At 72.0% G+C, this 21,144-nt stretch carries 20 protein-coding genes; 3 read left to right on the top strand and 17 right to left on the bottom strand.

Annotated elements, in window-relative coordinates:
- Positions 1-40: 40 nt before the first annotated feature.
- Both ACWC1K_RS08920 and ACWC1K_RS08915 read right to left on the bottom strand, forming a co-directional pair.
- Positions 41-658, bottom strand: a complete 618-nt coding sequence (locus tag ACWC1K_RS08920) for a GyrI-like domain-containing protein (RefSeq protein WP_450829654.1) — start codon at positions 656-658, stop codon at positions 41-43.
- A gap of 22 nt (positions 659-680) precedes the next feature.
- Positions 681-2,264, bottom strand: coding sequence for an MFS transporter (locus ACWC1K_RS08915; protein ID WP_450829653.1), 1,584 nt, complete (start codon positions 2,262-2,264; stop codon positions 681-683).
- A gap of 1,392 nt (positions 2,265-3,656) precedes the next feature.
- Here ACWC1K_RS08915 and ACWC1K_RS08910 point away from each other — a divergent pair.
- Both ACWC1K_RS08910 and ACWC1K_RS08905 read left to right on the top strand, forming a co-directional pair.
- Positions 3,657-4,349: a hypothetical protein gene (locus ACWC1K_RS08910; protein WP_450829652.1), complete on the top strand. Its 693-nt coding sequence runs from the start codon at positions 3,657-3,659 to the stop codon at positions 4,347-4,349.
- Positions 4,350-4,878: 529 nt separating this feature from the next.
- Positions 4,879-6,084 (top strand): lysylphosphatidylglycerol synthase transmembrane domain-containing protein, encoded by a 1,206-nt coding sequence (locus ACWC1K_RS08905; RefSeq protein ID WP_450829650.1) that lies wholly within the window; start codon positions 4,879-4,881, stop codon positions 6,082-6,084.
- Here the strand turns inward: ACWC1K_RS08905 and ACWC1K_RS08900 are convergent.
- Positions 5,977-6,417, bottom strand: a complete 441-nt coding sequence (locus ACWC1K_RS08900) for a helix-turn-helix domain-containing protein (protein ID WP_450829847.1) — start codon at positions 6,415-6,417, stop codon at positions 5,977-5,979. The two genes, ACWC1K_RS08905 and ACWC1K_RS08900, sit on opposite strands and share 108 nt — an antisense overlap.
- 173 nt (positions 6,418-6,590) lie before the next feature.
- Positions 6,591-7,304: an SDR family NAD(P)-dependent oxidoreductase gene (locus ACWC1K_RS08895; protein WP_450829648.1), complete on the bottom strand. Its 714-nt coding sequence runs from the start codon at positions 7,302-7,304 to the stop codon at positions 6,591-6,593.
- A 161-nt stretch (positions 7,305-7,465) separates the two neighbouring features.
- Here ACWC1K_RS08895 and ACWC1K_RS08890 point away from each other — a divergent pair, with 161 nt between their 5' ends.
- Positions 7,466-8,074 carry a TetR/AcrR family transcriptional regulator gene (locus ACWC1K_RS08890; protein WP_450829646.1) on the top strand — a complete coding sequence of 203 codons (609 nt, stop codon included), beginning with the start codon at positions 7,466-7,468 and terminating at the stop codon, positions 8,072-8,074.
- 298 nt (positions 8,075-8,372) lie between these two features.
- On the opposite strand, the gene ACWC1K_RS08885 is transcribed toward ACWC1K_RS08890, so the two are convergent.
- The 13 genes from ACWC1K_RS08885 to ACWC1K_RS08825 form a co-directional block, all read right to left on the bottom strand.
- Entirely contained in the window at positions 8,373-9,428 is a 1,056-nt protein-coding gene (locus tag ACWC1K_RS08885; protein ID WP_450829645.1) for a class I fructose-bisphosphate aldolase, read from the bottom strand.
- 328 nt (positions 9,429-9,756) lie between these two features.
- Positions 9,757-10,782, bottom strand: coding sequence for a 6-phosphofructokinase (locus tag ACWC1K_RS08880; RefSeq protein ID WP_450829846.1), 1,026 nt, complete (start codon positions 10,780-10,782; stop codon positions 9,757-9,759).
- Between the two features lie 121 nt (positions 10,783-10,903).
- The gene (locus tag ACWC1K_RS08875) at positions 10,904-11,578 is read right to left on the bottom strand and encodes a CBS domain-containing protein (RefSeq protein WP_450829644.1); all 675 of its coding nucleotides are present in this window, start codon (positions 11,576-11,578) and stop codon (positions 10,904-10,906) included.
- Positions 11,579-11,673: 95 nt separating this feature from the next.
- Positions 11,674-12,228, bottom strand: coding sequence for a respiratory nitrate reductase subunit gamma (locus ACWC1K_RS08870; RefSeq protein WP_450829643.1), 555 nt, complete (start codon positions 12,226-12,228; stop codon positions 11,674-11,676).
- A gap of 46 nt (positions 12,229-12,274) precedes the next feature.
- On the bottom strand, positions 12,275-13,414 hold the full coding sequence (locus ACWC1K_RS08865; protein ID WP_450829641.1) for a site-2 protease family protein: 1,140 nt from the start codon (positions 13,412-13,414) through the stop codon (positions 12,275-12,277).
- A 13-nt stretch (positions 13,415-13,427) separates the two neighbouring features.
- Positions 13,428-13,718, bottom strand: coding sequence for a hypothetical protein (locus ACWC1K_RS08860; protein ID WP_450829639.1), 291 nt, complete (start codon positions 13,716-13,718; stop codon positions 13,428-13,430).
- 148 nt (positions 13,719-13,866) lie between these two features.
- Complete coding sequence (locus tag ACWC1K_RS08855; RefSeq protein WP_450829638.1) at positions 13,867-14,361, bottom strand: hypothetical protein; 495 nt, start codon at positions 14,359-14,361, stop codon at positions 13,867-13,869.
- Between the two features lie 109 nt (positions 14,362-14,470).
- Positions 14,471-15,646, bottom strand: coding sequence for an ABC transporter permease (locus ACWC1K_RS08850; protein WP_450829636.1), 1,176 nt, complete (start codon positions 15,644-15,646; stop codon positions 14,471-14,473).
- Positions 15,643-16,290 (bottom strand): ABC transporter permease, encoded by a 648-nt coding sequence (locus tag ACWC1K_RS08845; protein ID WP_450829634.1) that lies wholly within the window; start codon positions 16,288-16,290, stop codon positions 15,643-15,645. The genes ACWC1K_RS08850 and ACWC1K_RS08845 overlap by 4 nt, the downstream gene beginning before the upstream one ends.
- Complete coding sequence (locus tag ACWC1K_RS08840) at positions 16,287-16,811, bottom strand: ABC transporter permease (RefSeq protein WP_450829633.1); 525 nt, start codon at positions 16,809-16,811, stop codon at positions 16,287-16,289. Before ACWC1K_RS08840 ends, ACWC1K_RS08845 begins: the two co-directional genes overlap by 4 nt.
- A 6-nt stretch (positions 16,812-16,817) precedes the next feature.
- Positions 16,818-17,795: an ABC transporter ATP-binding protein gene (locus ACWC1K_RS08835; RefSeq protein WP_450829631.1), complete on the bottom strand. Its 978-nt coding sequence runs from the start codon at positions 17,793-17,795 to the stop codon at positions 16,818-16,820.
- A 35-nt stretch (positions 17,796-17,830) separates the two neighbouring features.
- Positions 17,831-20,155 carry a heavy metal translocating P-type ATPase gene (locus ACWC1K_RS08830; RefSeq protein WP_450829629.1) on the bottom strand — a complete coding sequence of 775 codons (2,325 nt, stop codon included), beginning with the start codon at positions 20,153-20,155 and terminating at the stop codon, positions 17,831-17,833.
- A 31-nt stretch (positions 20,156-20,186) separates the two neighbouring features.
- Entirely contained in the window at positions 20,187-21,068 is an 882-nt protein-coding gene (locus tag ACWC1K_RS08825) for a universal stress protein (RefSeq protein WP_450829628.1), read from the bottom strand.
- Positions 21,069-21,144 lie beyond the last annotated feature (76 nt).

Here is a 21,144-nt window from a genome sequence, read left to right as displayed (position 1 = left end):
CCACCGGGACGACGATCGCGGCAGAACGGCCCCCGGAGCGTCAGCGAGCGGCGACCGGCTGACGCAGGACGGTCCTGAGCCGCTCGGGCGCCGTACGCCGGGGATCGCCCAGATAGATCTCGTGATGCTTCCCGGCCAGTGCGCGGCCCTGTTCCGCGATGAAGGCGTGCAGAGCCGCGACCGTGGGCCCCTCGGCCGTGTACGGTCCGACGTGCATGATCTGCGCCACGAGACCTTCGGTGAACGGCTCGAACCGCAGCCAGGGCAGGGCCTTGGCCTCCTTGCGGAGCTTGGGGTCGGAGAGGGTCCGGGCGACGAGGCCGGCCGTGACGACCGGCGGTTGGGCGATCATCATCGTCCAGAGCCAGTCCTGCTTGCGGTCGACGGAGAAGTCGGCCATGTCCGGCGTCCACCACAGCCCCTCCAGAGGCATCACCTTGTAGTCGAAGCCGGACGGACCGCGCTTCACCGCGAACTTCAAGGCGTACGACGCCGTGTACAGCGCCTCGACGGCCGCCCGGTAGCCGGTGGAGGTGTGGGGGTCGCCCGTGCCGTCGACCATCAGGAAGTTCTGCTCGGGAACCTCTGCGAGCACTGCCTTGCCGACGGGCGGCCGGTAGAGGTCCTTGAGCTCCTTGAGAAGGTCCAGTGCAGGCATGCGGGTCTCCTTCCGGGGACGATCAGTGCTCGGGCGGGCGCACCGGGGCCGGGGACTCGGCGGACGGCCGGGACGGCAGTGCCACGAATGCCAGGACCGCTCCGCCCACGGCGACCACGGCCCCGACCATGAGACCGAGGCTCATGCCGCTGACGAATGCCGACCGAGCCAGCTCCGCGAGCATGCGGCCGGAGACCCCGCCCACCCGTGCGGCGAGTTCGAGGGCACCGCCCAGCGAGCCGAGGACGCTGTCCGACACACTGTGCGGCAGATGGTACGGCGCCAACGGCGGGCCCATGCGGTCCTGATAACGGGACGTCAGCAGGCTGCCGATGACGGCGACTCCGAGCGCCCCGCCCAACTGGACGGAGACACCGTTGGACGCGGAACCGACGCCCGTGTCGCCCGGCGGCAGCGTGCCCATGAGGGAATCGAGGGCAGCGGGGACGACCAGGCCGGCGCCCAGGCCGAGCAGCAGCATGCCGCCGGCCACATCGCCGTACGTGGACGACACGTCCGCGCGGGACAGCTGCCACAGTCCGCCCGCGACGACCAGCAGACCCGTTCCGACGACCACCTTGGTGCCCGCCGCGCGCACCAGCACAGGCGACAGCGGTGCCACCACCGCCAGCAGCCCGGCGACCGGAAGCACGCGCACACCCGTGGCCAGGGCGGTGTAGCCGAGGCCGAACTGCAGATACTGGGTGAGCACGAACAGGGCGCCGAACAGCCCGAACATCGCCAGGGCCACGGACGTGGTGGCGAACGAGAAGCGCCGGTTGCCGAAGAAACCAAGATTCAGCATCGGGTGCGAGGTGGTCCCCTCCCACACGGCGAAGCACACCAGCACCGCGAGTCCGGCCCCGCCCGCGCCGAGCACGATCCCCGACGACCAGCCCCGCACCGGCGCCTCGATGATCGCCCAGAGCAGCAGCCCCAGGCCCGTGATCGACAGTGCCGACCCCGGCGGGTCCGGGCGCAGCGCCTCCGGGTTGTGGGACTCGGGCACCAGCAGGCGCGCGCACACCAGACCGGCCAGCGCGAAGGGGAGGTTGACCCAGAAGACCGACCCCCACCAGAAGTGCTCCAGCAACAGCCCGCCCGCCACCGTACCGATTGCGATCCCGAGCCCGCTGGTGGCGGCCCAGACGCCGATCGCCCGCCGCCGCTCGCCGGGATCCCGGAACACGTCAGTGATGATCGAGAGAGTGGCCGGCATCATCATCGCCGCCCCCACGCCCATGCCGGCGCGAGCCGCGATCAACATCCCCACCGAGCCCGAGTACGCCGCCCAAGCCGACGCGACCCCGAACACCGCGAGCCCAGCCATGAAGACGCGTCGGCGACCGAACCGGCCCGCGCCGCTGCCCGCCACCAGCATCAGTCCGGCGAACGCGAGCGCGTAGGCGTCCACGATCCACTGCAACTGGGTCGTCGTCGCCCCGAGTTCCTTCACCAGGGTGGGCAGGGCGACGTTCAGGATGGTGTTGTCCAGGGTCACGATCAGCAGCGACACACAGAGCACCACGAGGGCGGTCCAACGACTCCTCGCGCTGCCCGAATCCGGAGCCGGCGCTGCCTGCGGGATGTCACGCAGATTCGTCATGGTCTCCATGGAGCGCCCGGAGCCACCCGCACCGGCAGGGACCGAAGGTCCCGGGGAGGGGGCCCACGGGCCATCAGCCACGGCTCGCAGTGTGCGGACAAGGTGCTCGACCGGGCGTGCAGGAGACGTCTGTCAGGGGCCGGTCCGCTCTCCCCAGGGCATACCCATGCCTTACCTGGTATGTCATTGCGCAGTGATCGCGGGCAAGTGGGGCCGTTCGGTCCCGTGGTGAGCCGTTCGGCCCCTGCTCCAGCGGGGCCTGTGGTGTGAGGGTGATGGGTGAGCCCGCGAGGCGAGCGGTGACGAGGTCCTTCCTGAGACCTCGCCTTCGTGGCCCCTGGCCGTTCAGGGTGGCGGCCAAGGCTGGAAGTCCTGTGGGCGGCGCCGGATTGGGGACCGGCGCAGGCCGCTACGGCGGTTCCTCGGGAAAGGGGTGGGCCGGGGCGTCCCGCCTCGGGTGCCGGGCCTGCGTGAGGCAGGCAGGCGACGACATCGTCGTCGGAGGGGGTTCCTGCCGGTCGGCGGGCCCGGCACCTGCCTGTCCGGCCGACCATGCTGGGGGCCGGACATGGATGCGTCACCGAAGCGACCGATTCCCTCGGACACTCCTGAGCGGGACATTGCCCTCCCGCGAGCTGGGACCCTGCTGTGGGCCGCTACACGGTGGCCGAGCACGGCGAGGACGGCGTGGCGGCAGGCTGCGGACACGGCGTCGGCGGGGACGTCCTCCAGACAGATCTCCTCCACGCGGACGTCCCGGAACTGCTGCCGCCACGGCAACAAGCCTCGGGGCTGCGGCTCGGCGTGGCGCGCCTGGGCGCACGGCCCCCGGCGTGGACCGACCGGCTCCGCGGCGGCCTTCGTCGCGGTTCCACAAAACCCTGCCGAAGTCGCCGTGAGCCCCGACCAGCCCTTGGACCGCACCCCGACGGGTCGGACGAGGACGCGCGCGCCTGGGCATCAGCATCATCCGCGCTCCCGTACTGGGAAACGACCTGGCCTTCTCCAGCTGGTCACCGGCGACGAGCACGGCGTGCATCGGACCCAGGCGGCCCCGGTCGCTTCGCAAGTCCCCGCGTGGCGGCGCGGGCGAGTCGGCCGCCGGGACAATCGGACCCGGCGCAGGGCTGACCGGCCCTCGCGCGAGCCGTTCCACACCCGATATGCAGAGATGAAGCGACAGGCTCCACGCCGAGGCCCCGTCGTGCGGAGCGCCGACCGTTGGCACGGAGAAGGCCGGTCAACCGCATCGAGGGCCGCCGCGCCACGTAGTCCGGCACCCTGTGTACGACCACCGGTGCGCGGCCCGTCCGATCCCCGCCCCGGTGCCCTGCCACACGGCTTGGAGGCCTGTCGCACCAGGCCCGTTTCCCGGTGACCAGGGAGGACACGATGTCCGAGCAGAAATCATGCCGACGGCGACCGCGAGCCGGTCTGCTCCCCTTCATGGCGGCCTCCGCCGCGCTGGCGCTCTACGCACTGCGGTTCCGGCCGCGACTGCTGACCTGGGGCGCCACACAGGCCGAGACCGTCCGTGCCTACCCCGGCGACGAGCTCTTCCCCGACGCCGACGGCACATCGACCATGGCGACCACCCTCCCAGCGCCACCCGAGAAGGTCTGGCCCTGGCTGGTGCAGATGGGAGTCGACCGTGGTGGCTGGTACAGCTGGGACCTGCTGGACCGCTACGGCGAACCCAGCGCGGACCGCATCGCGCCCGAGTGGCAGAAACTGGAGGAGGGGCAGCGGCTGCAGGCGACGCGGGACGGCCGGTCATGGTTCACCGTGGCCCGCCTGGAGCCGTACCGGACCCTGGTGCTGCGCTCGGACCTCAGCCTGCCCTCCGGCCACTCCTTCGACCCGGAATGGGACGTTCTCCCGCTGGCGCGCATGGACGGGGTCTGGGGCTTCCATCTGCGGCCGACCGCCGACGGGAAGACCCGCCTGGTGGTCCGCACCCGCGGACAGGGCCGCCCACGTCGGCTCACGCGGCCGTTCGACCTGCTGCTGGGCGAACCCGCCCACTTCATCATGCAGACCCGCCAGTTCCACAACCTGCGTAACCGGGTCGCTGCGGCAGCCTGACACGTCGCCGAGGCTCCGGGGTCGGCCCGCGGTCTCCGGGGCGCCGTGGTCCAGGGCCTCTCCAAGCGCGGTCGCATCCAGCCCCGCACCCCACAGCCGCGTCGGCCCCGTACGCCGCCCGCACCTCGTGCGAGACCTGACTCGTGGTCCGCCGTCACCAGGGCCTTCGCCGATGCTTTCCGAGGAGGACCTGGAACAGGCCGCGTGCTCCTGGGCCAGGTTTCGGGGCGCCGCGCGGTCGACTCGGCGACGTCCCCCTGCAACTACGCTGTGACCAGCGCCCCCAACGGCGAGGAGATGACTGCCTATTGCGCCGGGCACCTCCAGATCGTCCCCGGACTTACCGAGCCCGCCAGGTTCGAACTCGGCACCGGCATCGCGGTCACTCCCGTCTTGCAAGAACGGGCTGCCGCTCTTCTGCGCCGGGTCGCGCACCGCCCGTACCTCAGACGGCCGCCGCGTCGACCTGTGACTGCTCCCGGACGCGGGATCGCCCGGTCGGCAGGCGACTATGAAGGCGAGCAGTGACGTGAGCGACCTTCCCGCACGACCGGACAACGGCCGTCCGGCAGCGGAGCCGTCGGCGGAGCCGGTCGCCGGGCCGGAAGGGGACGGCCGGCCCAGGTGGCAGGTGTGGGTCTGGTGGACCGGCACGGCCGGCGTCGTCGCCCTCGCGGTGGCCGCAGGTGTCTCCCACCGTCGCGAACTGGTCGGCAGCGCCCACCTCCTCACCCACGTCAGCGTCCCCAAACTGGTCCTCGCCCTCGCGTTCGAGGCGGCGTCGTTCGTCTCCCTTGCCGCACTGCAGTGGCGGCTGCTGCGCGGGGTGCGGACGCGGCCGGGCCTGGGGACCATGACCCGCCTCGTGTTCGCCGCAAACGCGATGGCCGGGGCGCTCCCCGGAGGCAGCGCCCTGTCCGTCGCGTGGGCGATCCGCCAGCTCCGCCGCCGGGGCATCGTCCTGGCACTCGCCGCGGCGATGCTGGTCGTCGCCGGGGCCCTGTCCGCACTGGCTCTCGCGCTGGTGCTGACACTCGGTGCGTTGCCGGCCGATCCCGATGCACCGGGCGCGGGGCTGCGGACCGTGGTTCTCGTGTCGGCGGCCGCGCTGGTCGCCACGATCACGGTGGCCGTCTGCCTCACCCGCTCATCGGGCCTGCGCCGCGCGATGCAGCACGTCACCGCGCGATGGCGGGCCGGAAGACGGCTCGGCCGCCTGCTCGCCGACGTCCTGCACCAGGCCGAGACCCTCCAGCCCGGCCTGCGCGGCTGGGCCCACCCCTTCGGGTGGGCGCTGCTGAACTGGGTGTGCGACGCCGCCGCGCTCACCGCCTGCCTGTGGGCGCTGAGGGGCGATGTGCCCTGGCGCGGCATTCTGATCACATACGGGTTGACGCAGATCTCCATCAGCCTGCGCCTGACACCGGGCAGCCTCGGCATCGCCGAGGCCAGCCTGAGCACCCTGCTCGTCGTCCAAGGGCTGCCCGCGGACCAAGCCGTCGCCGCCGCGCTGCTCTATCGCGCCGTCAGCTTCTGGGCGGTTCAGCCGATCGGCTGGGCCAGCTGGCTTCGCCTCACTCTCCGCGACACCCACCCGCCACCGGACACCGGCTCCCCGCGCCCGGGGTCACCCGCCGCCGACGGGTCCGTGACATCGAACACGCGCGAGCAGACCGGGGCCATTCGACACCGCGGAGTTCACCTCAACCGACGCGGCACCCCACGAGACAGGTGACGTTGCTACTGAACGAGGTCGAGTCCCCCTGGAATCCATGGGCGCGCTCATCGACCCGGACGTCCCCCTCCTCGACGTCACCCGTACGGTGCTGCCCGACCTCAAGCGCATCATGCTCGCAACCCTCTTGCACCGCGCCACGCGTACGCACCGCCGCGCGACCGCGAATCGGCTGCGCCAGCGGCGCACGGTGTTCACGTGCAGGTGGATTTCGGCGGCGATCCGGGCCCAGCCGCGGCCTCCTGCTGCCAGGAGCACGATCGTCGCCCGCCGGCGTGCCTGGGGCGGGTGCTGGGGCCATGGGCCGACTTCTTGAGCGGTGGCACTCGGCAGCGGTCAGTTCCAAGGGCACGGCGGGGCACACAGGCAGGGAAGGAGGGCGGCCCATCCATCCGTGGTGGAGAACGAAGTGGCGGTGCCGGGTTCCCGCACGGGCCATCGGCTCGCCAGGGCCGCAGCCGGAGCGTCGGATCCCGGACGAGTAATTCGGCTCTGCCCTGAAAGGTTCAGGCGTTGGCGTGAACACCGATGCCGCCGGAGACGGTGAGGTTGTCGCCGGTGATGTAGCCGGCGGCGTCCGAGGCGAGGAAGGCCACGGCTTCGGCGATCTCGGCGGGAGCGCCGACGCGGCCGAGCGGGACGCCCCCGGCCCAGGAGTCGATCATTTCCTGGGAGATCCCCATCTTGCTGTAGGCGGGGGTGTTGACCATTCCTGGGCTGACCGCGTTCACGCGGATGCGGCGGGGGGCGAGTTCGAGCGCGAGGGACCGCATGAGGGGCAGCAGTGCGCCCTTGGCGGCTGTCATCGCGGCCCCGAGCCCTTCAGCGGCCCCCACGGTGAACACGACCGAGGCGCCCTCGTTGAGGAGAGGCAGCGCCTTTTGCAGGGTGAAGAAGTTCCCCTTGACGTTGACGTCGAACAGGGCGTCGAAGGCGTCTTCGTCGGTTGATTCGATCGGGCCGGGACGGGAGATGCCCGCGTTGAGGAAGAGCAGGTCGAGGGAGCCGAGTTGGCGGCGCGCGTGGTCCATCGCCTGGTCGATGTCCGGCAGGGACCGCGCATCGGCCCGGACAGCCGTGACGCCTTCGGGAAGTCCGGTGTCGGAGACATGGCCGAGGCCGGTGACCATGACGCGGTAGCCGCGGGAGTGGAGTAGCTCGGCGGTCGCCTTGCCGATGCCGCTGGTTCCACCGGTGATCAAAGCTGTGGGTGCAGGCATGATGCGCTCCTTTGTGTACTTCTGGCCGGAGGGTGAGCGGCTCTTCCGGTGGGGCAGTGGGCTGTGCTGCGCCGTCACTCGTGGCAGCGTACGACAACCTGGCAGTTACTGCCAAAGTGCATGGGGCTGTCGACCTGGCAGTGCTGGGTTAGTCTGGTGACATGAAGCAGGAAGCCAAGTCAGCGATGGGGACACCGACCACGCTGTGGGACCGGACACGGCAGCTGGCTTCCCAAGAGATCCTTGAGACGGCGTTGCGCCTGTTCACCGAGCAGGGCTACGACGAGACGACCATCGCCCAGATCGCCCGAGAGGCCGGGGTCTCTCAGCGCACCCTCTTTCGCTACTTCGGCTCCAAGGAGGACCTTCTCGGCGGCGGCCAGGACCGGTTCGGCGAGGTCCTGATGGACACGATCAGTGAACAGCCCGCCGATGCCGGTGCCTGGGAGGCCCTGCGTGCAGGGGTTGCTGCCGTACTGGCCTTGCACGACAGCCGAGAACAGGCCCTGGAGCGGTTCCGCCTCCTGCACAACACCGCCTCGCTGCGTGCCGGTTGGCTCGAGAAGCGACTGCGGTTCCAGGAGAACCTGCTGCCGCTCATCGAGACCCGTATGGACGCAGCTACCGGCACAGAGGGCGCGAGGGCCCGCGCGGTGATTGCGGCGGCGTTCGCATGCCTGGATGCCGCGTCGATGACTTGGGTCGCCAACGATGGCGACGGCGACATCATGGACCTGTACGACGAGTGCATGGCTGCGGTCCGCGGCTGACCCGCAGCGGTCAACCAGCCCGGAAACCGTGGACTTTCGGCATGTGCCGGCAGTCGGCCGATGTGGAGGTTCAGTACAGCGGCTCCTCCCAGTGGCTCACGCTGACCGGAAGTCCGGCGCGCTGCTCTTCCCAGCAGGACAGCCGGCGCCCGCACCGGCCGCTGGTGGAAGCTGTGTGGGCCGGCGGCGGCGCGATCAGCCTGCCACGCCTCGGTGCCCCCCTCAGTGATCGGCTGCTGTGCCCTCCAGCCGCCCCGGCTGGGATCGCACCTGCCGGGGCGTCCGGGCCCTGCCTGCGTCAGGCGACGGCGACGCTCTCGTCGAGGTAGACGTCCTGGACGGCGTTGAGGAGCTCGATCCCTTCGCCGGTGGGCCGTTGAAAGGCTTTGCGGCCGGTGATGAGGCCGGTGCCGCCGGCCCGTTTGTTGATCACTGCCGTTCGGACGGCCTGGGCGAGGTCGTTCTGCCCGGCCGAGGCGCCGCCGCTGTTGATCAGCCCGACCCGGCCCATGTAGCAGTTGGCCACCTGCCAGCGGGTGAGGTCGATCGGGTGGTCCGTGGTGAGCGTCCCGTACAGCCGCTGGTCGGTCCTGCCGAAGCCCAGTGCGCGGTAACCGCCGTTGTTCTCGGCCTGCTTCTGCTTGACGATGTCGGCCTCGATGGTCACGCCGAGATGGTTGGCCTGCCCGGTGAGGTCGGCCGATGCCGAGTAGTCCACGGCGTCCTTCTTGAACGCCGAGTTGCGCAGGTAGCACCACAGCACGGTGAACATGCCCAGTTCGTGGGCGCGCGCGAAAGCCTCGCTGACCTCCTGCAACTGGCGATCGGACTGTTCCGAGCCGAAGTAGACCGTGGCGCCGACGCCGACCGCGCCGAGGTCGAAGCACTGCTCGACCCTGCCGAACATGATCTGGTCGTAGTGGTTGGGGTAGGTCAGCAGCTCGTTGTGGTTGAGCTTGACGATGAAGGGGATCTTGTGTGCGTAGCGCCGCGACACGGCTCCGAGTACGCCGAGTGTGCTGGCGACCGCGTTGCACCCGCCCTCGACTGCGAGCTCGACGATGTTCTTGGGGTCGAGGTAGCGAGGGTTGGGCGCGAACGCGGACGCGGCCGAGTGCTCGATGCCCTGGTCGACCGGCAGGATGGACACGTAGCCGGTGCCGGCCAGACGGCCGTGGTCGAAGAGGGACTGCAGGTTGCGCAGTACCCGGGGCGAGCGGTCGGTCGCGGCCACGGTCCGGTCCACGAAGTCGGGCCCCGGGAGCACCAAGTCCTCCTTGGGAATTCCCTGAACGGCGTAGGTCAGCAGGTCCTTGGCCTCATCGCCCAGCAAACCTTGGATGTCGGTCACCATTCCGCCTCTCCTGTTGCCCGGAATTCCGATGGAGGGAGCCGCACGCGGAGCTTCGACGGGCCCACCGGATGGGTGTGGTGCGTGAACCGTGGTGCCTACGGTCGGCTCACGGGCACTGTCCACGATGCTGTGCGGTGCCGGTCGCCCGGCAGAGCCCGTTGGGCCCTTGCACAGGACGAATGGCCCTGTCCGCCGTACTTCCGAGCGGGGCATGGGCCCGGACGGCACTTTCGCCGGGACCTGTGGGGGCCGTGTGGAAGGGGCGCGGTTGCGGGCGGTACAAGCCTGGGCCTCTCCCGCCGAGGCCGTGTTTCCGCGGATGCCGGCTTCAGCCGAAGAACACCTGGAACTCGTCGTACAGCGCCGGATCGACCGTCTTGGTCCTTCCGCGGGTGTCATCGAGGGGGATACGGATGATCTCGGTGCCGCGCAGGGCCACCATCTTGCCGAAGTCACCGTCGTGGACCGCGTCGACGGCGTGCAGCCCGAAGCGCGTGGCCAGCCAGCGGTCGAAGGCGCTCGGGGTGCCGCCGCGCTGGATGTGACCGAGGACGGTGGTGCGGGCATCCGTGCCCGTGCGCTTTTCGATCTCCTGGGCCAGCCACTCGCCGATGCCCGACAGCCGCACATGGCCGAACTCGTCGAGCGTCCGGTCCTTGAGGATCATCTGGCCCTCTTTGGGGACGGCCCCCTCGGCCGCCACGACGATCGGCGCGTAGTTGATTCTGAACCTGCTCTTCACCCACGCACAGACCTGGTCGATGTCGAACGGCCGCTCCGGCACGAGGATCACGTTGGCCCCGCCCGCGACACCGGCCTGCAGGGCGATCCATCCGGAGTGCCGGCCCATCACCTCCACCACCAGGGTGCGCATGTGCGACTCGGCGGTGGTGTGCAGACGGTCGATGGCCTCCGTCGCGATGCCGACGGCGGTGTCGAAGCCGAAGGTGTAGTCCGTACCGGACACGTCGTTGTCGATGGTCTTCGGCACGCCCACCAGACGGATCCCCTGACGGCTGAGCTCGGTGGCCACACCGAGCGTGTCCTCTCCGCCGATCACGACGAGCGCGTCCACCTCGTGCGCGGCCAGCGTGTCCCGGATGCGCTGCACCCCGTCCTCGTGCTTGAACGGGTTGGTGCGGGAGGAGCCGAGGATGGTTCCGCCGCGGGGAAGGATTCCCCGCACCTCGGCAATGCCCAGCGGCACGACAGTGCCCCGGAGCGCACCGAGCCAGCCGTCCCGCAGACCCACGAAGTCGAAGCCGTACTCCTGGACGCCCTTGCGGACCACGCTGCGGATCACGGCATTGAGACCGGGACAGTCACCGCCACCGGTCAGCACTCCCACCTTCATGGCTTCGCGCACCTCCGTGGACGTGAACTCGAAGTGCCGTTCGACTCCCTTTCCATCATGAGCGACGGCGGTCCGCCGGGCGACCTTGCGCCCCACGCGGAGCAGGATCCCGCGGCGAGGCTCAGGTTCCGAGGGGGAGGTTCCGGGAGTCGTCGGTCCGGTACGCGATGTGCTCCGAGACCGAGACCACACCGTCGACGCTCCGGCACAGCCGCTCGATGACGGGGATCAGGCTCTTCGCCTCGACGGACCCGCCGAGGGTCACCTGCCCTTGGCGTACCTGGACGGTCACCTCCGAGGGAGCAAGGCCCAGGGTCCCGTGCAGTACGTCCCGGGTGATCTCGTCGTGGACGGCGTCGTCACGGCGCAGGAAGATCCGCAGCAGGTCACCGCGGCTGACGATGCCCAGCAGCCGGTCCGCCTCGTCCACCACGGGCAGCCGTTTGACGTTGTGAGCAGCCATCCGGCGGGCCGCCTCCACCACGGTCCACTCCGGGTGTGCACACACCGCTGGAGCCGACATCAGCTCCTCGGCGCTGACGCCCTCGGCCTTGGCGCGCTCCCATGCCTCCGGGTGAGGTATCGGCATGCGGCCGGACGTGTCGGCCTGCGTGGAGGTCTTGCGCAGCAGGTCGGCCTCGGAGACGACCCCGATGGGGTGGTCCCACTCGTCCACCACGGGTACGGCGGTGATGTCGTTGTCCGCCAGGAGCTTGATGATCTCCTTGAACGGCATGTCGCGCCGGGCGCGGACGACGGACCGGGTCATCAGGTCTGCGACGGTGCGGTGACGCATGGCGCTCCTCCCTTCCCGCGGGTCACAACTGGCGACGATCACATGTCAAGCCTGGCAGCACAGAACCGTCGGCAGGAGAGCCACTCAGGCCCCGTTCAGGGCCGGATGGCCCGGCGACCGGGCTGTTCGTCCCTGAACGCGCCGACGATGCCGGCACAGTGTCTGGCGATGTCGATCGACGGCAGTGGTCCGGACACCTGACTCGACGGACCGTGCTCACGCCGCGCGTCGGGCAGGCGTCTCGCACGCCGGGTCGCCGCCCACGACCGGTGCCGGGGTCGCTGCGCGCCGTCGGTGGACCAGGTACGGCCGGACGAGGTAGCCCACCGGGACGCCCCACACGTGGACGAGGCGGGGAACGGCCAGCCGGCGAAGAGGAGGCAGGCGGTCAGGGCGTGCAGCTGGAGGAGCAGCGGGGCGTCGGCGATGGCCGCCGGGTGCGGCTGGAGGGCGAAGATGCCGCGGAACCACACCGAGACGGTCTGCCGGTAGTCGTGCTGCCGCCGAAGACGTTGTGCGCGGCGGTGGAGGAGATGCCCCAGCAGGACCGTGGCGGACAGCAGCGGGAAGAGGAGCTTGTCGCTGCGGTCGGTGCCGAGCCGGATCCGGCGGGTCAGCAGCCGCCGCGCCGCGCCGGGCCGGAGCCGCACGCACCATGGGCGGCTCTTGCCGTCGGCCAGGCGGCCTCCGGATGCCTCACGCCCGCGGCCGTGTCGTGGCCGTCAGCCAGGACACCGCGCGGCTGACGTCGGCGAGCGTGACGATGCCGACGACGCGTCCCGCGTCGAGGACCAGGGCCCTGCGGTCCGCGCTCGTCTCGAGGCGCGGCAGCAGGTTGACGACCGGCTCGTCGGGTGCCGCGGTCGCGACATCGGCGAGAGGGCGCATCACGTCGGCGATCGTGGTCGCCGCACGGGCCTGCAGGGGAACCCGGTTGACGAGCCTGACCGTGACCAGCCCGGCCGGTGCGCCGTCCGGTGCCAGCACAGGGAATGCGGAGTGCCGGTAGGTCCCGAACGGGCCCTCGCCCAGGAATCCGGCGACGGTCGCCGTGGCGGACACCGTCACCGGGTCGCGGGTCATCACCTGACGGACGGGAAGGCCGGCCAGGACACCGCCCAGTTCGGCATGGCGGGCCTCCTCGGTGGCGGCGGCGATCAGGAACCAGCCGACCAGCGCGGGCCACAGCCCCGACATGTTGCCGCCGAACAGCACCGCGGCGAAGCCGGTGACCACCATGAACCAGCCGAGGGCCCGCCCCGCCGCCGAGGCGCTGCGGGTGGCTCGGACGGGGTCGCCGGTGCGGTGCCACAGGAAGGCCCGCAGCAGACGGCCGCCGTCCAGCGGAGCGGCGGGCACGGAGTTGAACACCGCCAGGACGAGGTTGATCGCGGCCAGCCAGGCGACCGCCTCCACGACGAGACCGGAGACACCGAGCGCGTCCAGCCACAGGGTCAGGCCCGTGAGCGCCGCGCCGAGCACCGCACTGGTCAGCGGGCCCACTGCGGCGATACGCAGCTCCGCCGCCGGTGTGGGCGCCTCGCTGCGCAGCCGCGCGACACCGCCGAGCATCCACAGGGTGATGCCCTCGACCTGGACGCCGTTGCGACGGGCGACGACCGCGTGCGCGAGTTCGTGGGCCAGCAGCGAGGCGAGGAAGACCAGCGCCGTCAGCAGCGCCAGCGCCGAATACGCCCATGCGGAGTGGCCCGGGTGGGCGTCGGGGAACCGGCCGCCCGCGAGCATCGCGGTGACGAGTGCGACGATGACCAGCACACTCCAGTGCAGCCCGACCCGGACACCGGCGATCCGCCCCAGCGGCAGGGTCTCCTTCACCGCACCTCCTCGGTCAGTCGGGAGCGTCCAGGCTCTGCGCGGCGAGCTCCCTCACCCGTAGCTCCTTGGCCCGCAGCCGCCGGCCCTCCGCGCGCCGGCGACGGCGGGCCCACGGACGCCAGTGGGACGGTTCGCGCCGCTCCCAGTCCCGCAGGGCGATCACGGTGCACGCGTCCTCGACCACCAGCACCACCACGGTGGGCAGCCGCAGCGCCGCCTCCACACCCACGGTGCGCCGGGCACAGGGCAGATGCAGAACGGTGGCAGGACGCCTGGACGACTGACGTGAGGGCACCGTGCTCATGGGCCACCTCCGGCACCTTCTCGGTGCCCCTGCCCTGCCGTTCCGGGCGGGGCCATACGGACATCGTGGGCATGGGGCGCCCGCCCCGGCATGGGCCGACCGGTCCTTGCGGCGGCCGACAGGACCCTTCGGCCCCTTCCGGGCCGGGTCAGGCGTCCACGCGGATGCCGGAGATCAGCTGCGTTTCGAGGTCGGACTGGACCATGAGGTGGGTGTGACGGACCGGGCCGGCGGAGTCCTGCCAGGTGAGCGTGACCCTGGTCCAGCAGTGCCCCATGCCGCTGTCGTTGTAGACGACCTCCCAGGCGATCGGCACGCCCTTGGCGCGCAGCACACCGTCCTTGTGGTGGGCCGACTCCCACCGCGCCAGGTCCGTGCGCAGGGGTTTGGTCAGATAGTGGGCGCGCAGGGCGTCGGCCAACCGGCCCCGACCGGAGTCGTACAGGACGTCGATGTAGGCGCCGTAGAAGTCGGCGACCCGGTCGACGGCGGAGCGCGGGCTGCCCTTGCGGGCCGGAGCGGCCGCGGCCGTGGACGGGCCGGCGCCCGTACGGATGCCGGTCGCGGACGCTGGTGCCGACGCCGCGAGGGTCAGCAGTACGCCGCCCAGCGCGACACGGCGCAGGGCGCGAGGTGTCATCATGTCGTTCCCCTCCTGCAGCGGTGCAAAGCGTGTGTTCCTCAACTCCAGTACACCGCCGTGAAGTTGACGCGATCGCGGGCCGACCGGACCGATGTGGGGGGCCGGCCGGTCACATCCCGGAACCGGCGGTCAACCGGTGCCGCAGGGCCAGTGACGCGCAGCTGAGGAGCACCACGGCGAAGCCCCCGAGGACGGCCAGGTCCCGCATGATCGCCGAGAGGTCCCCGTTCCGGGACAGCAGCGTCGTCCACGCGTCGACGGCCCAGGCGTGCGGCACGGAATGCCCTGCGGCGCGCAGCCAGCCGGGCACCAGCGCCAGCGGCCACATGCAGCCGCCCAGCATGCCCATCCCGATCCCGAGAGCCGGTCCGATCGCGTGCACTTGCTCCGGCGTACGGAAGACGGCCCCGGCCAGCACCCCCGCACCGGTGCCAACCAGCGCCCACACGGCGATCAATGCTCCGGCGGCGAGCGGATCACCCCAGGCGACGTCGAAGGCCAGCGCTCCGATACCGACGATCAGCAGGGACTGCAGGAGGGCCAGCGCCAGATAGGCGACCGTCTCCCCGAACACCAGCGTTCGGGCGGCGACCGGCGCAGCGAGCGCCCGCGCGTACACGCCGGTTCGACGGGTCTGCACGATGGCCGCGCCGCCCGCCAGGGCGTTGATGAACACGAACAGCACCAGCATGGTCGGCGTGCTGTAGCTGTAGCCGAGCGGCAGGTAGTCGCTCTGGCCGTTGACGGTCTCGGCCCGTACGGCGATGGGGGACGAGGCCCGCTCCGCGTCATGCGCGAGCGCGAAGGCGCCGTCGAAGGAGCCGCCCGTCTCGTCCCGGGCGAAGTGTGCGGCCTGCAGGCGTGCCGCGTGCCCGGCCACCACGGCCGACACCGAGGTCACGGCCGAGTGCCCGGCACTGCCCGAGGGCTCCACCAGAACCGGGACCGTGACACTGCGGCCCGCCCGTACCTGCGCGTCGAGCCCGGACGGCACCACGACGACCGCGTCCAGCTCGGCACGGCGCAGCGCGGTGCGGGCATCGGCCGCGGTGTCGTAGGTGCGGGTACGCAGCCCGGGCGCGTGCTGCAGCTCCGTTGCCAACTCCTGTGCCACCGGGCCCGCTTGAGGAGAGGAGACGAGTCCGATCCGGAACTTGTCGAAGCCGCTGACGGTGACACCGATGACGACGATGATCGCGACCGGGAGCAGCACCATGAAGAACAGCGCCGTGCGGTCGCGCAGCACCCGCGTGAGGGTGGCCCGGGTCACGGCGAGCGCGGTCATGACGTCCTCCTCAGCCGAAGGAGCAGTACCGTCAGCGCGGTCACGGCCGCCGAGAACACGGCGATGCCGAGCAGCGGGGCGCCGACCGCGTCCCAGCCGCGCACCCCGGTGCCCAGATCGGTGAACCCGCGCAGGGCCCAGCCGTTGGGCGTGAACAGGGCGAGGCGGCGGATCAGCGGCGTCGTCCCGGAAGCGAAGACGAAGTTGCCGCCGAGCAGGACGAGTGCGAAGACCAGGATCGAGGCGAGCCCCTGGGCCTGCTGTTCGGTGCGCACGAGCGCGATGACCAGAGCCGTCAGGCACACCACGGACACCGCCATGGCCACGCTGAGCGCCGCGACCCCCAGCGGGTCGGCCCACTGGGCGTCGAAGGCGAGCCACGACACCAGCGTCACGGTGGCGAGACCGGCCAGGCTGTAGACGAACGTCGAGACCGACTTTCCGATCAGCAGCGCGCCCCGCCCCACGGGCGCGGCGGCGATCCGGTCGAGGGTGCCCTGCTGCTGCTCGACGAAATAGCCGCGCGCCGCGAAACCCACCGTGAACAGCACGAAGAACATGCCCATGCTCGGCCCGAAGTAGCTGATCACCTTCAGCGGGTCGTCGGGCAGCCCCTGCGCCCGCACCTGTTCCGGCAGCCTCAACAGGGCCGCCTTCGCGGCAGCCGGGGGATGTCACTGTGCGGGGCGCCCGCGGCGACGGCCGTGGCGACCGACAGCCGGTCGGCGTTGACCTGGGCGACGTACGACTCGGTGACCGCCCGGGCGAGCTGCGCCTGCAGACCGTAGTCGACGCTGTCCAGGACCCGCACCGGCGCGGCGCTGCCGCCGTGCAGCGAAGCGGTGAACCCCCGCGGCACCACGATCGCGGCGTGCACGTCGCCCGCGTCCACCGCTCGCCGGGCAGCGGCCTCGGCGCCGTAGGAGCGCACATGGACCGTGCCGCGAAGCTCCGGGCTCTTCAGCACCTCGGTGAGCCCGGCGGCGGCCGGACCCCGGTCCAGGTCCACGACGCCGAGGTTCGCGCGGAACGTGTCGTTGTTGTTGAACGCCAGGGCCATCAGCGCGGAGATCAGCACCGGCGCCAGGAACACGATCACCCAGGCCGACCGGTCGCGCAGCCGCTGCCGCAGGTCCTTGGCGGCGATGGCGAGCACCGCACGCACGACGCCTCACTCCCTCAGCGCGGTGCCGGTCAGATGCAGGAACACCGCCTCCAGGTCGGGCTCGTCGATCTCCACACTGCGGATGCCGACGGCCTGCTGGTGGGCGAGATCGAGCAGGTCCGGCAGGAGGCTCCGCGCATCCTTGACGACCAGCTCGACCACGTCGCCGCGATCCCCGCCGCGCGCCACGCCCTCGACCCGGGGCAGGCGGCGGCAGGCCTCCGCGTACGCCGCCAGGCCTCCGACGGCGGTGAGCCGGACCCGGTCACGCTCGGCCACCAACTGCACCAGCCGGCGCGGGCTGTCCTCGGCGATCAGACGGCCGCGGTCGATGATGCCGACGCGGTCGCACAGCCGCTCGGCCTCCTCCATGTAGTGCGTGGTGTAGAGCACGGCCATGCCCTCCTCGCCGAAGCGGGTGACGCTCTCCAGGATCGCGTGCCGGCTCTGCGGGTCGACGCCCACGGTGGGTTCGTCGAGTACCAGCAGGGTCGGCGAATGCACCAGCCCCGCGCCGATGTTGAGGCGCCTGCGCATGCCGCCCGACAGCGACTCGACGCGGTCGCCCGCCCGGGAGGCCAGGTCGACGAGATCCAGCACCTCGTCGACGCGCCGCTCCAGCCGCCGACGCGGCAACCGGTAGAGCCGGCCGAAGAAGCGAAGGTTCTCGCGGACGCTGAGGTCCGGGTAGAGCGCCACGTCCTGCGGGACGAAGCCGATCAGATGCTTGGCGGGCCCGGCCGCCGTGCTCACCGTACGGCCGGCCACGTGCACGGTCCCGGCGTCGGGGCGCAGCAGCCCGCAGACCATCCGGATCGTCGTCGTCTTGCCCGCGCCGTTGGGGCCGAGCAGCCCGTACGTCTCTCCGGGCGCGATGTGCAGGCTCACGTCGTCGACGGCCGTGCGCTCACCGAACCGCCGGACGAGACGGGCGCAGTCGAGGACCGGCTGCGCTGTGTCCGGGTTTCGCGGAGGATCGGTCATGTCGTCTCCTCGATGAGGGTGGCTCGCGGGAATTCTCAGGGTGCGAGGGAGAAGTAGCTCTCCTCCTCCTGCGTGAAGTGCAGGCGCAACACGGTGTGCAGGCCGTAGAGGCAGGCCCGCAGGTCGTCGAGCTGCTCCGGCGACAGGGAGTCGTCGCGGCGGGCCAGCGCCAGATGGGTGGCGATGCGGCGGGCGAGTCGTGCGATCTCCGCGTGCGCACGGCTCATGGTGACGGTCGCCTCGGGCCCGCCGAGGGTGGGGGCGAGCGCGGGATACAGCTGGTGCTCCTCGGCGTCCTCGTGCGGCAGCAGGCGCTCGGTGAGCAGCCGGTGCACTTCGCCCACCGCGGCGAGGGACTGCGGGCCCGCGCCGTCGGACAGCCGGTCCGCGGCGTCGCGGACGGCGTCCAGGACGTCCTGGAGGTCGTCGTGTTCCGCGGCGAAGCGGTGGATGAGGGCCTCGGCCGAGGGCGTGAGCTGCGGCCGGCCCCGCCGGTCGTCGCGCAGCACACGCAGCGCGTTGAGGATCACCGCGACATCGATGCCCTCCTGCAGCAGGGCGCCCACGGCCGGGGCCAGCAGGCCGAAGGCCGCCGCGACCATGGCGGCAAGCGACAGCAGCATGCCGCCGAGTGCGCTCTGCACGGCGATGCGCCGGGCCCGTACGGCGATGGTGACGGCGTCGGCCAGGCGGTCCACCCGGTCGGTGGTCAGGACGATGTCGGCGGCCTCGGAGGATGCCGTGGAGCCCCGGGCGCCCATCGCCACACCGATGTCGGCCGCCGCGAGGGCAGGGGCGTCGTTGACTCCGTCGCCGACCATCACGGTGACGGCACGCTCGTGCTCGGCGCGCACCGCGGCGACCTTGTCGGCGGGCGCGAGACCGGCCCGCACGTCGTCGAGGCCGAGGACGGCGCCCACCTCGCGTGCGGGCTCGGCACGGTCGCCGGTCAGCATCACGAGCCGCTCGATGCCCGCCGCGCGCAGGCGGCGCAGGGTGCGCGGGGCGTCCGGGCGCAGCGGATCGCGCAGGAGGACCGCGCCGACGGGGCTGCCGTCCACGCACAGCCAGGCCACGGCCGCCTCGTCCAGGACCGCCCGGTTGTCCACCGCCCTTGCCCAGGCGGGCACTTCGGCCACCTGGGCGCGGCGGCCGACCGTCATCCGCCGCCCGGCCACGGTGCCGGCCGCACCGCGACCCGGCTCCTCCGACACGTCCTCGGGCACGGACAGCCGAAGCCCCCGGTCGCGGGCCGCGTCGACCACGGCCTCGGCCAGGACATGCGGGGAGTACTGGTCGAGGGAGGCCGCCAGCCGCAGCACCTGAGCCGGCTGCCAGCGCGGCGCGGCGACCACGTCGAGAACGCGGGGGCGGCCGGCCGTGAGGGTGCCCGTCTTGTCGAGCAGCAGAGTCCGGGCCCGGCCGAGGTTCTCCAGCGCCCCTCCGTCGCGGATCACCACCCCGAGACGGGAGGCCCGGGACAGACCGGAGACGACCGCCACCGGCGCCGCCAGCAGCAGCGGACACGGCGTCGCCACCACCAGCACCGCCACCGCCCGCACGGCGGAACCGCTCAGCAGCCAGGCCAGCCCGGCGACCGCCAGGGACAGCGGCAGGAACCAGGCCGCATACCGGTCGGCCAGCCGCACCACGGGAGCCGACTCCGCGCCCGCCTGCCGGGCCAGCCGCACGATCCCCGCGTAGGTGCTGTCCTGCTCGGTCGCGGTGGCGCGCAGCTCGAAGGCACCGCCCGCGTTGACCACCCCGCTGCGCACCGACTCGCCCTGCACACGCCGCACGGTGAGCGGCTCGCCGGTCAGCGCGGACTCGTCCAGCACGGCCTCCGACCCGGCCACCCGGCCGTCGACGGCCACCACCTCGCCGGGCCCCACGACCAGCAGGTCACCGACGGCGACCTGCGCCGACGGCACCGTGCTCACCCCGTCGTCGGTGAGCAGCCGCGCGGTGCGCGGGGCGCGCTCCAGCAGGGCCCGCAGATCATGCGAGGCGCGCCGCTGCGCCGCCGCCTCGAGGGTGCGGCCGGTGGCGAGCATCAGCGCGATGAGCGCTCCGGCCAGGTACTCGTGCACCAGCAGGGTGCCGCCGAGCGCCAGCACAGCGATCACGTCGACGCCGGCGTGGCCGCGCCGCAGGGCGGCCAGCACCCAGCCGAGCGCCGGGCCCACGGCGGCGACGGTGCCCAGAGCCCAGCACAGATCGGCGAGACCCGAAGCCCCGGCGAGCCGCGCGACGCCGCCCGCGACGAGTGCGGCCGCCGTCACGGCCAACAGGACGGATTCGAGCCCCGGCGCCCTGAAGAGCCGGCGCCGCTGCTGTTTCCCCTTGGTGCTTCGGTCCATGACGAGCCTCGATCGGGTGGGCGGTCGCGGGTCAGTCGTGCGGGACCACGGCGACGGGACACGGCAGGTGGTGCAGGGCCGCGTGCGCGACGGGGCCGAGCTTCCAGGTGAGCGGCGAGGGATGACGCCGGCGGCCCACCACGGTCAGCCTGCTGCGCGCGGACGCCGCGAGCAGAACCTGTGACGCGGAACCCCGGGCGACGTGGTGGACGACCTCGACGCCGGGGAACTTCTCCTGCCACGGCGCGAGGTCGGCGGCGAGCCGCGCGCGTTCGTCCGTCTCGTAGCTCTCCCCGGCGCGGGACGCGTGCGGATGCGTCACCAGCGACGACGGCGGCAGTGCCCGGACCGCGCGCACCCTGGTTCCGTGCAACTCGGCTGCGGTGAAGGCGAACTCCAGCAGCGGATCGGCGACCGGCGGAGGTTCCTGGACACCGACGACGACCTCCTGCCGGCCGATCGCCGCCGGGTGGCCCCAGCCGTCCTCCACGGCGGGATCGCCGGCCCGCACGGTCACGGCGGGGCACTGGGCCAGGCCCAGGACGTGCAGGCTGACGGAGCCGAGCAGGAAGCCGGCCACGGAGCCGTGGCCGCGCGAGCCCAGCACCAGGAGCGTCGCCCCCTCGCCCGCGTCCACGAGAGCTTTCGAGGCGGACTCCGACACCAGTTCCGTGACCAGGGAGAGGTCGGCGTGCCGGTGCAGCAGCTCGGCCTCCAGCCGCTGCAGCACCCGCGCTCCGTAGCGCTGCTTGTCGAGGGCTTCCTGCGCGACGGGCACGTCGAGCGGCTGAGTGGTCCACGAGTGCAGCAGCAGCACGGGCAGGCGCCGGTCCACGGCCTCGCGTGCCGCCCACCACGCGGCTGTCACGCTCGCGGGAGAGCCGTCGACTCCGACGACGACGGGTCCGGCCATGGTGCACCTCCGGTGTCGGCACGGCGAATGCCGCGCATATGCCTCCCACCCTCCAGGCTGGCTGCCGCACGACTGG

The organism is Streptomyces sp. NPDC001492, assembly GCF_053597275.1.
This window is presented reverse-complemented; position numbering and strand designations above follow the sequence as displayed.